The following is a 15,412-nucleotide window of genomic DNA, read 5'->3' as shown; positions in this document are numbered from 1 at the left end:
AACAAGCCGCCGGGTTGCATTTAATTGATGGAGTGCCAATGCAATTGTTCTAAATGTAGTTCATTCACCAGAGAAGTATATAAAAGAGCCAGACCATTAAATGCCGAGGTTTTAAATTACCTTGACGTCTATACAAATTGTTTCCCTAATAACAATGTTATACACACCTATCCTGAACTGGATGAAATAAATAGTAAGACATCTTATTTTTGCAGTTTAAAAAATCCGCTATTGTTTTCCTTAGAGAGAACGATTAACGGTTTAATTTAACAGCATAACTATAAATCCTGTGGCTCTGGAACAGCAGAGCCACAGACATTTGACACTAATCAGGCTTTACTGGGTATTGCACCTACGGCATGCGAACCTTTTACGGTCAACGTCACCACGGCGGAACATAACAGTGCGGCGATCATAAAGATAAATGCACTGTTGTAACTTCCGCCGCTGCTTTGGATCAGCCAGCCAATAACCGGTGCAGAAACTACCCCCGCCATCTGACCGCCAAAGTTAACGATACCGGAAGCCCGCCCCATGATATTGCTGGGGATGGTATCCATTAAAATGCCCCAAAATGTCGCCATGGCAAAAAACATAAACAGCGCAGAGATACACTGATAAACCACCGCCATATCCGCACTGCTCACGCTGAAGGTCAGATACAGGAAGCCCGCCGCAATAACCGACGTCGCGACATACAACGTCTTGCGCATCGGTTTGAATTTATCTGAGCAATATCCGCCGATTAATGTCCCACCCGCGCCAAACAGGAACGGAATTGCCGCCATCACCCCCGTCTTCGCCAGTGAGAATTCACGCACCGTGATCAGGTAGCTTGGCAACCAGGTTGAAAACCCCCAGAAGGTGATATCAAACAAGAACCAGATACTGGCCATCTGCCAGAGCACCGGCATCTTGAGCACATCTTTAAACGCGATAGCGCTCGTATTTTGCAGACCACCCTGATCGTCAGCTGCTAAATCGGCCAGATCCTGTTGCGTAATCGCAGGGTGATCTTTCGGGTTGTCACGTGTGAATAAGTAGATACCCGCAGCAATAAACAGGCCCGGGATCCCCAGCACAATAAAGACCATGTGCCAGCCAAACGCCCCGATAATACTTGCAGCAACCACCACCGCCAGTGCGGGGCCTAAGGTATTTACCGTTGACTGAATTGCTGTAGCTCGACCGCGTTCTTTCGAAGGGAAATAGGTGGAAATCATTTTCCAGGAAGCTGACGGGAAGCACCCTTCGCCAATACCGAAGAAGAAGCGAACAGCCAGCATCAACGGCAGCGTTAATACCGCACCGGTTAAGCTGGTGAAGACAGACCACCAGGCAATACCAATGGCCATAATTTTACGTGAGCCAAACTTATCCGCCAGTAAACCACCGGGGATTTGGAACGCAGCGTAACCAATGAAAAAGGCGCTAATAATTAAACCTTGTTGGGTTGTATCAAGATTTAAATCTTTGCCGATATAAGGCAACGAAACGCTCATGACCATTCTGTCGAGGAACGAGAGCAGCCATGCCAACCAGATTAATGTCAGGACGGTATATCTTGCTTTCCAGGTCTTAGGTTTACCTGAAGGTAAAGATGTTTGTAGGTTCATTGTGATGTCCTTGGGGTGTAGTGATCTACCGCGGCCATAAATGGTCGCGATAGATCCATGCGTGTTTAGCGTTATTTATTAATATTGTTTTCTGATAACAGTACCGCTACAGGCATAACTTTCCGTGCCATTAATTAAGGCTATGCGTCCATTAACCATCACGATTTCAATCCCTTCCGGATACTGATTAGGTTCAACAAATGTCCCCTTATCCGCAATAGTATTGGGATCGAACATCACAATATCCGCCGCATACCCTACCTTCAGTAACCCGCGATCCTGCAGGCCCAACACCTCAGCGGGTTTGCCTGTCATCTTGCGGATTGCCGCTTCCCAGCTCAGGCATCCTTCTTCACGCACGTATTTACCCAGCACGCGCGGGAAGGCGCCAAACACACGTGGATGTGGTTTACCCGCGCCCATCAGTCCGTCAGTGCACACATTTTGTTCCGGCCGGCAGAGAAATTTAATGACGTGCTCTTCAGTGCCGTAGAAATCGACCATGCCAACGGCATTTTCTTCTTCAAACAACAGATCGAAGGTGGCGTTGTACGGATCTTTACCGCGCAATTCCCCCAGTTGAACAAGGTTCAGACCAACAGCATCCTGATTTTTCTCTGTCTTGACGCTGGTGACAAAAATCTGATCCAGGCCTGCAAAATCAATGAAGTTATCCCAGCCAGGAATACCCTGCTGGATATCCTCTATCATTTTGGCGCGCAAATCAGGCGAGGCCAGACGCTCAAGTAATTTGTCCGTCCCGCCAGAGTGAACCCACGGTGGCAGGATCACGCCGAGCATGGTGCTTCCCGCCACGTACGGATACTGGTCGAAAGAGATACGGATCCCCTCTTCCTGGGCTTGCTCCAGCATGCCCAACATCTGGTCAATCAGCCCCCAGTTTTTCTTCCCACAGACTTTCATATGTGAAATATGCAACCAGACGCCGGTGGCTTTAGCGATATCGATCAGTTCCTGCGTTGAACTGATGATATCGTCAGCCTCACTGCGCTGGTGTACCACAAAGATCCCGTCATATTTCGCCGTGACCTTGCACAACTCAATCATTTCAGCGGTATCACCAAAAGCACACGGCATATAGATAAGCCCGGTAGAAAGACCAAACGCGCCGGCTTTTAGCTCACGCTCAAGGACTTCACACATCTTCGCCACATCTTCACGTGTGGAAGGGCGTCCATCCAGGCCCATCGCTTCCATGCGTACGTTACCGTGTGGCACCAGATACGCCAGGTTTGTCGCCGGATGTCGGGATGCCAACAGATTGAGATAACCGTCCGTGTTTTTATATTTCCAGTCAATTTTGTCGGTATCGCCGTCCAGTCCGGCAATATTTTTACGCCATGCCGGAATATACTCCTCCGGCAATGGTGCCAGCGCTACGCCATCCTGCCCCAGCAATTCGGTAGTAATTCCCTGGCGGATTTTCGCTGACAACGCAGGATTAATAATGGCTGACAGGTCAGAGTGTGTGTGAGTATCAATAAAGCCCGGACAAATAATTTTTCCTGTTGCATCAATAACCTGTTCATTGACGCCAACATCAATTTGACCAATTTCGACAATATGCCCTTCATCAACCATTACATCAGCAATTCGGCCTGGATTACCCGTTCCATCAATCACATTTCCGTTTTTAAAAATGGTTTTCATCGTTATTCTCCATTGCGGTGCCGCGAAGCAGCGCCACCTGTAAGGTAAGAGGTATTTATCTTTATTTTTTAACGGCGATAGAGTGTCTGGATGATGCTGTAATAGCCGCGGGCCGATCCGGTCAACTGATCGATCTCAATATACTCGTCGATGGTATGCGCCAGGTTTTCACGCGACGGCCCAAATCCGATGGTTTTGATCCCCGCTTCCCCCGCGTAGTGGCTGCCGTTAGTGCAAAATGAGTACTGAGTAATCGTTGGCGAGAAACCCGCTTCACGAACGCCCGCCAGAGCGGCCTGCACGAACTCGTCGGACTCGTCATAAACCCAGCCAGGGAAGAAACGCTCACCCTCAATGGTGGCGCCGGTATAGCAAGACTCCTTGCCAACGGCGTAAGAGACGCGGGCTTTGAACTGTGGGTCCTGAGCGGTTAGCTCCGCAAGTGCATTTTCCAGTGGCGCAATAACGCTTTCTTTGGTTTCGCCCACCAGCAAGCGGCGATCGTAAGTGGCACGGCAGTAATCCGGCACCACTGATGCGCCTGGATACGGCGACGATTTAATGTCTGTCAGTTCCAGGATTCCAGGGCCAAGAACCGGGTGGGTTGGCGGAGTAATGGTGCGAATTTTGTCGATCAACTGCGCCATTTTGTACACCGCGTTAATTCCTGCCTGCGGGTTAGCAGAGTGGGCAGGTTTACCAAAGGTTTCAACCACAATTTCAGCACGCCCACGCTGGCCGATTTTCAGATTCAGTTCAGAAGCTTCGCCAATAATGACGTAATCAGGCTGATAGCGCTCACTGACCAGACGAGCGGCAATGCCTTCAAAACACTCTTCATGAACGATACAGGCGACGTAAATTTTCCCGGCGAAATTACGCTGATTATCCTGGCCGAAAAATCCTACGGCGGAGATCATCGCAGCAACAGCACCTTTCATATCGGTGGTGCCACGGCCATAAATTTTGCCATCGTCAATATCCCCACCGTACGGGTTGCGGGTCCACTTCTCCTCGTTCACCGGCACAGTATCGATATGACCATCCAGAACCAGCGTTTTCCCCGGCTGATTTCCCACAATACCGCCGACGATATTGCCGTATTTATCAACATGGATGTCGTCGAACTGGTAATGCTGCATCATTATTTTTATGGCATTTACCACGTCCCCTTCCTGACCGGAATAACTTTTTTGCTGGATCAGCGCCTGGCAATTTTTAATAACTTCTTCAATACGGGTTGCAGATAACATGGGGTTTCTCCGTTAATACTCTCAATCAGGAAATTATTTATTGATGCCCGGGTACTGACCGCCCCAGACAATATCCAAATACTGTTGCGGGTCGGTATCACCTTCGGTACTTATCAGCAACACGCGGGAATGCTCATCCAGACCCAGTTGCTCACGGGTTTGGGCCAAATCCGGGGAGGTCATCAACAGCGCCAGAAGACCTGTCGTGACGGCCCCAGACTCACCTGAAATAATTTGTGGATCGCCCGCCAGCGGATTACCCAACATACGCATGCCCAGCGCCGCGACTTCATCAGGGCAGGAAGCAAATGCGGTGGCATAATCACGCAGTAACTTCCAGCCAATGCTGTTTGCCTCACCACAGGCCAGACCCGCCATCACGGTCTGTAAATCGCCGCCTACCGCAACAGCATCCCCCTCTTTTGCACGGGCTGAACGATAGAGACAGTCGGCAATTAACGCTTCGGCGACGATCACTTTCGGACGATTTTCGCCCCACGCGGCCGTCACCATGCCCTGCACCATTCCCGCAAATGACCCCACACCGGCCTGAACGAAAACATGCGTCGGGGCGACCTGATGGAGTTGATCAATCGCCTCCAGCATCAGCGTGCCGTAGCCCTGCATAATCCACTGCGGAATCTTTTCGTACCCTTCCCAGGCCGTGTCCTGTACAACGATCCAGCCATACTTTTGCGCCTGATCCGCGGTCATACGCACGGCATCGTCATAGTTCATATCCACGATTTCAGCGGTAGCGCCTTCATTGCGGATAGATGCCAGCCGCTGCTGTGAAGACCCTTTCGGCATGTAAACCACTGCATTTTGCTTGAGCTGGCGCGCCATCCACGCCACTCCACGCCCGTGGTTACCGTCGGTGGTGGTGGCAAACGTCACGGTCTTCAGGTCATGACGTACAGCTTCACTGGTCATGACATCAAACGGCAATTCGCTGATATCCTTCCCCACTAATTCCGCGATATGGCATGCCATCGCGTAGGCGCCGCCCAGCGCTTTGAACGCTTTCAGGCCAAAACGCTGAGACTCATCTTTGAGGTAAATATTTTTTACGCCCAGTTTTTGTGAAAGTGCCGGCAACGTATACAGCGGCGTTGGAGCGTATCCCGGAATAGACCGATGAAAATTCAACGCTTTTACCAGTTCCTGGCGACTAAAGGGTGCCAGCGGTGCGTTAGGGTGCTCGGTAAACGGCGTCTGGTTGATAAAAAATGATAAGTTTTGCTGCATCATAAAACCTCATTATCCTGGTAATTCATTCCCTGTAATCGGTGTAATACAGAGTTATTTACGCTATCGGTAATCCATAAAAGCAAAATGCTTACCAGTTTTTTAGAAAATGAGGGGAAACTTAAAAATAATTTAATAAGTTCTTTTATTTCAATGTATTAATCAATTTTCAATAATAGCAAGGTAAAAACAGCCGTCGTTAGTTTATCGCCAGATTTTGATAAATTCTCATAAATGATAAATAGTGTGATCACGAAGGATAAAATTAAAAAAACATCCAAAAACAATGCGGTAGATTGATTTTTCGCAAATCAATTTTGCAATAGTTCGCCTATTTATCATTTTCCTTGAGAAATGAGACACCTTACCGGAGAAGTATCATGATTTCAGTACTGAGCAATATCCAGGATGATATATGCAATTATGCCGACGCTATTTCCGGCATTACCGGGACTGATGTAGAAATCATTGATGAATCTTTAATGCGCATTGCTGGCACCGGTAAATACCGGCATATGCTCAATGAGAACGTGGCAAAAAATGGTTATATCTATCGGCATGTTTTGCAGGTCCGTGAGACGGTATTGATCAAAAACCCCGGTGAACATCCTCTATGTCAGCTGTGTGAAAAACACCATTACTGCTCTGAAATGCTGGATTTGAACGCCCCTATTTTTCTCAATAACCGCGTCATTGGGGTGATCGGCATTATTTGCTCAACGCAAACACAGCGTGACACTTTGCTAAGCCAGATCGATAAATTTGTCACGTTTATAGAGCAAATCGCCGTCATGATCTCCAGTAAGGTCTTTGAATGCCTGGAACGCTTACGCGCGCAGGAGACGCTCGGTGCCTTTCGTCGTCTGATTGATGCAATGGATCGCGGCGTTGTGGCCATCGATGGCAAGGGCCGCATCTGGCATGCCAACCATTCAGCAGATCGCATACTTAACCGTGAGGTTCAGGGATTACCCCTGACCATTGAAACGACCGGAGACAGTTTGTATGGCGATGAGGAAGCATGGCTGACGCTTGAAGGGCAAAAACACCATGTGCTGTGTAAACAAATCTCGCTCTCGTCACTGGATAACGACCGATTAACCATGGTTATCTTTCGCGATGCGTACGACTACCTGAGCACGATTGCCCCCTCACCCTATGAGTCTGACACACAGGTACGTCTTATTGGCCATTCCCCCTCAATGGAACAACTCAGAAGTACCATTAGCAAAATCGCCAACAGCTATGCCAGTGTACTGATCACCGGGGAAAGTGGTTCAGGTAAAGAAGTTGTGGCATTTGCTATTCATCAGAGCAGTCCGCGTAAAGCCGCCCCCTTCGTGACCATCAACTGCGCCGCTATCCCTGAACAACTCCTGGAAAGCGAACTGTTTGGCTACGTACGCGGCGCATTCAGCGGTGCCGATCCCAAAGGACGCGTGGGGAAATTTGAGCTGGCCAATGGGGGGAGTCTGTTCCTCGACGAGATTGGCGATATGCCACTGCATTTGCAGGCCAAGCTGCTCAGGGTACTGCAGGAAAAAGCCATCACCCGTGTGGGGTCTAACAACACCATCAATATTGACGTGCGGATTATTGCCGCAACCAACAAAAACATCAGCGCGATGGTCGAGAATAATCAGTTTCGTGAAGATCTTTTCTATCGCCTGAACGTGGTGCCATTGGTTCTCCCTTCCCTGCGCGAGCGACGGGCGGATATCGCCGTCCTGGCACAATATTTTGCCGATGAATTTTCGCTAAGCTACCAGCGACCGCCGCAAAAACTTCCCGATGATGTTATTAACCGCCTTTATGCCTGGCACTGGCCGGGCAACATCCGTGAACTGCGCAACGTCATCGAGTACATTTTTGTCATGCGCGGAGAAGCCGCCGGGATCAACGCCAGCCATCTGCCCCCTTACCTGCTTACCGCAGCCGATGGCAGAAAAAGCACAATGATGGCGCAACCTCGCCAGCTTGCCCACCAGGGCAAACAAGCAGAGAGAGATGCCATTGAAAACGTCATGCAGCGATTTGGTTCAAGCGTTGAGGGTAAGAAACAAGCCGCGACAGAACTGGGGATCAGCATTGCGACGCTGTACCGAAAAATAAAACTGTACGGGTTATGATTTCCCCTTGCGTCCGCCACGGGCAATCAATGTCTGATGGCGCCCCGCTTATCAGGCCTACGTCTTACAAGCTTTAGTAGGCCGGATAAGGCATCAGCGCCGCCATTGGGCAGTTACGGCTAAGCTTCTTAATCAAACACACCATTAATAATGGCGGTGACGACAGCGGTGCTCAGTGCAATCAACACCAGATTGTCACCGATAACCTGCCATTCATAGCCAGGATAATACGGGAGTTGATTCAGCATAGAGGGTGGGACGCTCTTCTTCGCAATTCCAGGAGGGAGTGGTTTTCCTCGAGCCAGATTTTTTGCAATACCCGGTGGCAGTGATTTATACCCCGTCAAACCATATCGGACAGCGTATTGCCTTGCCACGTGATAGCTGATGTCACTATCGACGTGATCAGGTTTGCCATAATTTTTACGCTGATCTGACTGCTGATTACCTTTGTGACCTGAATTTCCTTTCTGACTATTACCATGATTGCCGCTGTTACCATTCCCATTACCGTTTCCGGGGTTAGCAAATGCAGGCGTGACACATATCGTCATCGCGGCAACAGCGACTAAAGCCGTTGCTAAAGTACGGAGCATGGACATGATGATTCCTTTATCAGTGGTTACCTCTAAAAATGTACGATATGGCGTGAATTTGAGCCATTGCTATAACTCCGATTTGTACACATCTGCATGCCTGGAGTTCTGATGTCTCGCGCTTATTAGAGCGAGGTGGCGCAATCTCTATGTTCAGCTGTTTTGTGACCGTCTTCAGCGCCTTTAGTTTTGCTGGCGCCATGAATTTGACTGGCAAGATTTCAGCGAGAAACTTAAACAGTGCAAAATGTTTCTTTTTCCCTCGCCACATAATCCTGGTGGAATGGTGTGGTCACGGGAAACGCTTGAAAAAATCAGTCACTATTGCCAGCAGGCCGGCGTCATCATTCTATCCGATGAAGTGCATAGCGATTTAACCCTGCCAGGTAAGCAACACCTGCCCTTTTTTACCCTCGATGACGCAGCAGGAAGTCAGTCAATCGTACTGACCTCTGTCAGCAAGACCTTCAACACGGCGGCGATCCAGGGGGGGGATAGCCATTATAAAGAATGATGAACTGCGTCACCGGTTCTATCATTTTCTCGATAACTGTTATCTTGCAGAGACTCACTCACTGCAACAGGCAACGATTTATAGCGCCTATACCCATTGCGGTGACTGGCACCGGGAATTATTGGCTTATCTGGCTGATAACGTGACATTTGTTAGAAATGAAATCGAAATTCACTGTCCGTTGATCTCAATTGTCTATGGCGGCGCATCCTATCTGCTCTTTCTGAATGCCGAAAAAATGGCGCTTAGCGAGACGCAGCTAAGCGATTTTTTTGTCCATGAAGCCAGACCAGGCCTGTCACCAGGGTCACAATATGGTCCTGGCGGAGAGGGGCACATGCGTCTGAACGTTGGCTGCCCGCGCGCCTTACTGGTAGAGGCGATGAACAGACTAAAAGCGGCATACCAGAAACGGCTGAACGCATAACGCAGGCCGCTACGCTTGCCCTGCTTCGTCAGGGCAAAATGGCCCAAAGATATTGACCGAACTGCTATAAAGTCTTTCCCTTCTGTCGGCGGGTGTTAAACTGGAAAGTGTGATCTTCATCATAACCTGCTTAAACAGAGAAAAGAGACACTGCTATGCAACATATCATTGAGGGCTTCCTCAACTTCCAAAAAGAGATTTTCCCTCAACGTAAGGAACTCTTCCGCAGCCTGGCATCCAGCCAGAATCCTAAAGCGCTTTTCATTTCCTGTTCTGACAGCCGTCTGGTGCCAGAGTTAGTGACGCAGCAAGAGCCAGGACAGCTTTTCGTTATCCGTAACGCCGGTAATATCGTACCGTCTTTTGGCCCGGAGCCTGGCGGCGTGTCTGCTACCATTGAGTACGCGGTCGTTGCTTTAGGCGTGACTGATATCGTTATCTGTGGTCACTCCAACTGCGGCGCGATGAAAGCCATCGCAGAAAGCCAACCCCTGGACCCGATGCCTGCTGTCGCCCACTGGCTGCACTATGCCGATGCCGCGAAAGCCGTGGTTGAAAAGAAAACCTGGGCTAACGAAATCGATAAAGTGAATGCCATGGTGGAAGAAAACGTAATTGCCCAGTTGAACAACATTAAAACGCATCCTTGCGTGGCTGTTGGCCTGCGCAACAACGCGATTCGTCTGCACGGCTGGGTCTACGACATCGAAAGTGGAGAAATTCGTACTCTGGATAAGAACAGCAAAACTTACGTTTCGCTGGCCGATAATCCACACGTCCATTTCGAGTAAAACTGCACTGGAGCACGGATGCTCTGGCAATCCTCCCACTACGATTTCTGTTAGTAGACAAACACCCCTCATGCGACTAGCTTTTAAACTAGCCATCAGTGTGGCTGTCGTGGAACCCGCAATAGATTAAGCGATCAAAAGGAGCAGGTACGCATGCGAACGAAAAATAACAGACTGATTAATATGTTATTTTTTCATGAGTCGTGGGATATTATGATCCTGAAAAATAATGGTTCGCATACCTTTCCCACTAACACACTGGAAATTCTGAACCGCACTCGGGCCCAGCAGCTCAAAAAGAAATATACCTTTCAGGCCGATCCTTTCATTATTGAAAAAGACAATAAAGTTTATGTTTTTTATGAAGCATTAAGCTTTCGTAATTCGCAAGGTATCCTGCGCTGCCGTATCCTTGATGCTAACCTGGTTGAGCTTGAGGATGTGAAACTCGACGGTTTTGATAACCTAAAATGCCATTTATCATTTCCTTTTTTATTTTACAACAACGATCAGCTTTTCATGATCCCGGAGTCTTCTGAAAGGAAAGAGGTTATCTTATTCCAGTCGATAGATTTCCCTACGCGCTGGAAACAGGTAAAAGTAATAGTACCTGACCAGGCGCTCACCGATAACGTCGTCGTTTCGTTGCATGAAAATTTTTATCTTTTATCCACCACGATGGAAGATAAGTTAGTTATCCATACGGCCAGTGATGTAACCGGGCCATGGCAAAAAATAGTGCCAACGCTTAACCTGTCTAATCAACACCCCCGAGGCGCTGGCGCACCACATTGCGTTGAGAATAGACTCTATTTTCTCACCCAGGAATGCACACCAGAGACGTACGGAAAGTCAATTTATATCAAAGAGTTAATCACACTTAACGCATCCAACTTTGATGAGCGTTTGATTGCGCAGATCAATGCCAGCATCAACCAAAGCGAGGGCGTCCACACGCTGAACTTTACCGATAACTATATCGTGTATGATAGTAAGATAAGCAAATTCAGCCTGTTTTCTATACTTAAAAAAATATCTTATAAATGCAGGGTGAAATACCGGAATTATTACTTTAACCGACGCCACCAATAACGTTTATTTATGCCGGTGGCATTAATGAATTAATGATAGTTTGCAAAAATATATCTGGAGACTGTATGGCAATTTTAGTCACTGGTGGTGCTGGTTATATTGGTTCACATACCGTGCTGACGCTTCTGGAAAGAGGTGATGACGTTGTGGTCATCGATAACCTTTCCAACTCCTCACAAACATCCCTGGACAGGGTTGCGGAACTGGCCGGCAAAGCACCCATCGTTTATATTGCCGATGTGCTGAACAACGATGTTCTGAAAACGATTTTCTCTAACCATAACATCACCGACGTCATTCATTTCGCTGGATTAAAATCAGTTTCAGAATCAATAAAAGAGCCGCTTGCCTACTATGACAATAATGTCACCGGCACGCTGGTTTTACTGCGTGAGATGTTAGCTGCGGGAGTGAAGCACTTTATTTTCAGCTCTTCCGCCACGGTATACGGCAACCCGGAAAGCGTTCCATTAAGTGAACAATCGCCAACCGGTGGTACCACCAATCCGTATGGCACATCAAAATTCATGGTCGAGCAAATTCTGGCAGACTTTTCCCGCGCACAGCCCGATTTCCGAATCACCTGCCTACGCTACTTTAACCCAGTCGGCGCACATCCATCGGGCAGGATTGGCGAAGATCCGAATGGTATCCCCAACAATCTGGTACCGTATATTTCTCAGGTGGCGATTGGCAAGCTGGAAAGCGTTTCGGTCTATGGAAATGACTATCCAACCCCCGACGGTACCGGTGTGCGTGATTACATCCATGTGATGGATCTGGCAACTGGCCATTTAGCGGCACTGGATTGCCAGGAAAAAGGTGCGGCATACAAAGTCATCAATCTCGGTACCGGTATCGGGTATTCCGTACTTAACCTGATCGCAGCCTTCGAGAAAGCGGCGCAAACCCGAATTAATTATAAGATTGTGGCCAGAAGGCCCGGGGATATTGCCGAATGTTGGTCAGACCCGTCGTTAGCACGAAAAGAGTTAGGATGGCAGGCCATCTACAATCTGGATGAAATGATACGCGATACCTGGAACTGGCAAAAAAACAATCCGGATGGCTATCACGTTTAATTTTTAACGCTAAGGAGCCTGATTGCCAGGCTCCTGACTACGGCAGGCTATTTCACCGTGACCGCGGAGACGCGATACCAACCGTTGCTCTGCTTCCCTTCATTGGCAAAGTTAATTCTTGCCGCACCGGTTTTATCCACTATCGCCGCCTCAATAGCATACTTCCCTTTCGGCAGCGTCCCGGGCATCGGCATCGGGTAACTCAGTGAGTGCTTTCCGGGCAGCCAGTGGCGTATATCTTCCGGGGCATTCCCTTGTGCCACCACCTTATTGGCCTCATCAACCAGACGAAATGCCAGCGTGTAGGGCAGGTAAATCGGCGCGTTCCCCTCATTATACCAGGTGCTTGTCAGGGTGAATTCTTGTCCACCTTCCCAGACTGACTCGTGGCTCAGGGATGCTAAGCGAAACCGATAGCCCAGTTTTGTCAGTGCCTCGTCGACAATCGGACGATACTCACGAGGCACTGTTCTCGATTTCAGGTTAATCGTACTGGTATGTTGCTTCACCGCCCAGTCAAAAATCCCCTGCACTTCCTCTCGCGTATAGTGAAAAGTATTTTTCCAGTCCTGCATGTACGAGCAGATCTCAAAGCTCACTGGCGCATGTTTCCAGGCATCATTAAATCCTGAATAGCTTTTCCGTGCGGCCTGCAGCCGTTGCGGATAATCATCCGCCATATGATTCCAGGAAGCAGAAAACACGCGGAGATCGCCCAGGCAGTCCGCACGCCAGCCCGCCCCGCGCGCGACCGCATTCGCCAGACTTTGCCCACCACTCATCAACATGATTTTTGGCGTACTGGGGAAAGCAGTGAAATGCATCGTCACATAGCGGTCCAACTGCGCCGTGGTGTAGCGCTCCAGCAATGGCTTCAGCATCGGGAAGTTGCTGTTATGCCACTCTCCCCACGACCCCACCATACCGATATCGACGAAAGCCAGGTTCTCGTTACCATCATAGCGTTTACCCATCGCGTTCAGCAGGCGCTGGCTATATTCAATAAATAAGGGATCGTCTAAATCAGGGATAAAGGTTTTTTTGTCAGGCGTCCAGGTTCCCTTTACACCTTTGTTAATCAACCAGTCGGGAATTTGTGAACCGGTTTCCGGCTCAGCAAGCGCCATAAACCGCAGTCCGACGTTCATCGCCGGTCGATGCGCCGCGGCATACTTGAAAGCGTCATCAACCAGTGCAAAATTGTACTGGCCTTCGACAGGCTCAAGGTCACGCCAGTAAAAGCGCTCATATTCAAAGCCGGTGTCGGGATAATCCGCCAGTCCAAGCGTTTCACCATATCCCTGATGAAAACTGGCGATCCCGATACCTGGGTTTGTCAGTGGGCCCGTCATTGCCTTGGGGGTTACGGTCGTTACTGCGGCCAATACCGTCAGCGGACAGAACAGACACAACAGCGCAGAAAACCATTTACACTTCATCGCAGTGACGCCCTCCACAGGTTTGTTAACACTAGCGGTCTTTCAGGCTTAACCACCAGTCCCAGATACCAACGTGAAAATGTTGGAATACATCAATACCCAATGCGGACTTGATCATATACAGCGTCAGTAATACGCAGCAGGAGACAAACAGCGTGCCTAGCAGCAGCAAAAAAGTGAGTAACATGGTCGATAAGGTCGACTCCTGACGATGCCGCTGACGTAAGTCTCTGCCGAATAAAAAAACCAGATAAAAGCGTTTACCGAAAAATGGAAAACTTCTGCGAATATCGATCCGATGTCTTGATGCCAGCGTGCTGGCGACGATCGCTTTCTCGATCCCATCTTTTTGTTCCGGAGTCAGTCCCTCCGATATATGCTCATCAAGTTGCGCATAAAATCGTTCGATGACGGGGGGGCGATTCTGAGGACTGGTCAAAATTAACCTATATCTTTATCAATTGAGTGATAGACATTGACTGTTTTTCTGGCAATTTCCTGCCAGTCATAATTTTGCAAATATACACGATAGTCCACGCTATTTGCGCTGGCCCAGGCAGTTAATTTCTCAGCAAGACTGGACAATGAGCCGACCCGAAAATAGGTCTCAGACGGCAACTGCACTTCCAAATTTGCGGGAATGTCGCTCACCACCGCCGGGAGGGAATACGACATCGCCTCCAGAAGCGCAATCGGTAGCCCTTCATGGTAGGAAGGCATAACGAACAGCCTGGCCTGCGAAAACACCGCCTGAAGTTCATCTCCCCTTAAAAATCCGGTCATCACCACGCCAGGGGTATCAGCGGCAAGTTGCTTGAGTCGAATACTGTATTCCGTTGGGTGATCGGCATCGCCAATGAGCACTAGCGGCTGTTGCAAACCACTTTGTTTGTACGCGGAGATGGCATCATGCATCCCCTTTTCTTCCACAAACCGTCCGACCACCACGAAATAGTTTTTCGCCTCGAGTCCAAAGCGGGAAAGCGTGGCATGAAGGGTTTGATCTGACAACGGACGAGGCTTATTGACGCCGTTGAAAATCAAATGCGCATCATAGCGAGCATGTTTTTTCTGAATCAGTTGGTTAATGACCTCAGAAATCACTATCACCTCATTGGCATATCTCACCGCCCAGCGTTCGCCCAGCAGCAATATTTTTTTGGCGACAAATCCCCATTTTTGACGATCGTAATCAGGCCCGTGGTGGGTAAAAACCACCTTCTTACCTAACACGCGTAATAATGGGATCACCAAACCCGGCCCTATAGCATGGACATGCACAATATCAGAACGGTCGACACAGGTTCTAAACGCCGCTAAAACGGAGTGCACAATCGCTTCCAGTGACCGTTTTTTGGGTGCCCACAGCGCATAGGTCTCAACTTTCTTATAAGAAGATCGTTTGTAGCTAACATACGGCGAGCGGGCGATAACACAAATATCAACGTCAAACTGTTGTTTAATCGCCGGATAAAGATTCTGACAGTGGGTTTCCACCCCGCCCAAGACATCCGGAATACCGCGGGTACCAAAAACCGTTATTTTTTTACTCAT

Annotated in this window: 14 protein-coding genes; 6 read left to right on the top strand and 8 right to left on the bottom strand. The window is 48.9% G+C overall.

The genetic code is table 11. The features are described 5' to 3' along the window. Positions 1–329: 329 nt before the first annotated feature. The 4 genes from IB196_RS05415 to dpaL all read right to left on the bottom strand — a co-directional run bounded on the left by IB196_RS05415 (position 330) and on the right by dpaL (position 5,788). Entirely contained in the window at positions 330–1,616 is a 1,287-nt protein-coding gene (locus IB196_RS05415) for an MFS transporter (RefSeq protein WP_188232389.1), read from the bottom strand. 78 nt (positions 1,617–1,694) lie between these two features. After that, entirely contained in the window at positions 1,695–3,287 is a 1,593-nt protein-coding gene (locus tag IB196_RS05410; protein WP_005122999.1) for a D-aminoacylase, read from the bottom strand. A 68-nt stretch (positions 3,288–3,355) separates the two neighbouring features. Next, positions 3,356–4,540: a YgeY family selenium metabolism-linked hydrolase gene (locus IB196_RS05405; protein ID WP_149692466.1), complete on the bottom strand. Its 1,185-nt coding sequence runs from the start codon at positions 4,538–4,540 to the stop codon at positions 3,356–3,358. Positions 4,541–4,573: 33 nt separating this feature from the next. Next, complete coding sequence (dpaL, locus tag IB196_RS05400) at positions 4,574–5,788, bottom strand: diaminopropionate ammonia-lyase (RefSeq protein WP_040233393.1); 1,215 nt, start codon at positions 5,786–5,788, stop codon at positions 4,574–4,576. 380 nt (positions 5,789–6,168) lie between these two features. On the opposite strand from dpaL, the gene IB196_RS05395 reads away from it, so the two are divergent. Then, positions 6,169–7,917, top strand: a complete 1,749-nt coding sequence (locus IB196_RS05395; protein WP_188232390.1) for a sigma 54-interacting transcriptional regulator — start codon at positions 6,169–6,171, stop codon at positions 7,915–7,917. 128 nt (positions 7,918–8,045) lie between these two features. Here the strand turns inward: IB196_RS05395 and IB196_RS05390 are convergent, their stop codons facing one another. Continuing rightward, complete coding sequence (locus IB196_RS05390; protein ID WP_040233336.1) at positions 8,046–8,519, bottom strand: anti-virulence regulator CigR family protein; 474 nt, start codon at positions 8,517–8,519, stop codon at positions 8,046–8,048. A gap of 241 nt (positions 8,520–8,760) precedes the next feature. On the opposite strand from IB196_RS05390, the gene IB196_RS05385 reads away from it, so the two are divergent. From IB196_RS05385 to galE, 5 genes are all read left to right on the top strand, one after another. Then, on the top strand, positions 8,761–9,027 hold the full coding sequence (locus tag IB196_RS05385; RefSeq protein ID WP_005122992.1) for an aminotransferase class I/II-fold pyridoxal phosphate-dependent enzyme: 267 nt from the start codon (positions 8,761–8,763) through the stop codon (positions 9,025–9,027). 142 nt (positions 9,028–9,169) lie between these two features. Beyond that, complete coding sequence (locus tag IB196_RS05380) at positions 9,170–9,454, top strand: hypothetical protein (RefSeq protein ID WP_223237016.1); 285 nt, start codon at positions 9,170–9,172, stop codon at positions 9,452–9,454. 155 nt (positions 9,455–9,609) lie between these two features. After that, positions 9,610–10,245, top strand: a complete 636-nt coding sequence (locus tag IB196_RS05375; RefSeq protein ID WP_005122990.1) for a carbonic anhydrase — start codon at positions 9,610–9,612, stop codon at positions 10,243–10,245. A 153-nt stretch (positions 10,246–10,398) separates the two neighbouring features. After that, on the top strand, positions 10,399–11,337 hold the full coding sequence (locus IB196_RS05370) for a hypothetical protein (RefSeq protein WP_188232391.1): 939 nt from the start codon (positions 10,399–10,401) through the stop codon (positions 11,335–11,337). A gap of 65 nt (positions 11,338–11,402) precedes the next feature. Continuing rightward, positions 11,403–12,419, top strand: coding sequence for a UDP-glucose 4-epimerase GalE (galE, locus tag IB196_RS05365; protein ID WP_005122986.1), 1,017 nt, complete (start codon positions 11,403–11,405; stop codon positions 12,417–12,419). A gap of 47 nt (positions 12,420–12,466) precedes the next feature. On the opposite strand, the gene IB196_RS05360 is transcribed toward galE, so the two are convergent. Genes IB196_RS05360 through IB196_RS05350 form a run of 3 tightly spaced genes read right to left on the bottom strand, consistent with a single transcriptional unit; the run spans position 12,467 to position 15,412 of the window. Then, entirely contained in the window at positions 12,467–13,858 is a 1,392-nt protein-coding gene (locus IB196_RS05360) for a DUF4832 domain-containing protein (RefSeq protein WP_040233331.1), read from the bottom strand. Positions 13,859–13,889: 31 nt separating this feature from the next. Continuing rightward, entirely contained in the window at positions 13,890–14,297 is a 408-nt protein-coding gene (locus IB196_RS05355; RefSeq protein ID WP_040233329.1) for a membrane protein, read from the bottom strand. A gap of 2 nt (positions 14,298–14,299) precedes the next feature. Next, positions 14,300–15,412 (bottom strand): glycosyltransferase family 4 protein, encoded by a 1,113-nt coding sequence (locus IB196_RS05350; RefSeq protein ID WP_040233326.1) that lies wholly within the window; start codon positions 15,410–15,412, stop codon positions 14,300–14,302.

It is taken from the genome of Citrobacter sp. C6_1, from assembly GCF_014596835.2.
Taxonomy (GTDB): Bacteria; Pseudomonadota; Gammaproteobacteria; order Enterobacterales; family Enterobacteriaceae; genus Citrobacter; species Citrobacter pasteurii.
Note: the sequence above shows the minus strand (reverse complement) of the source record. Positions and strands in the feature narration are given on the sequence as shown.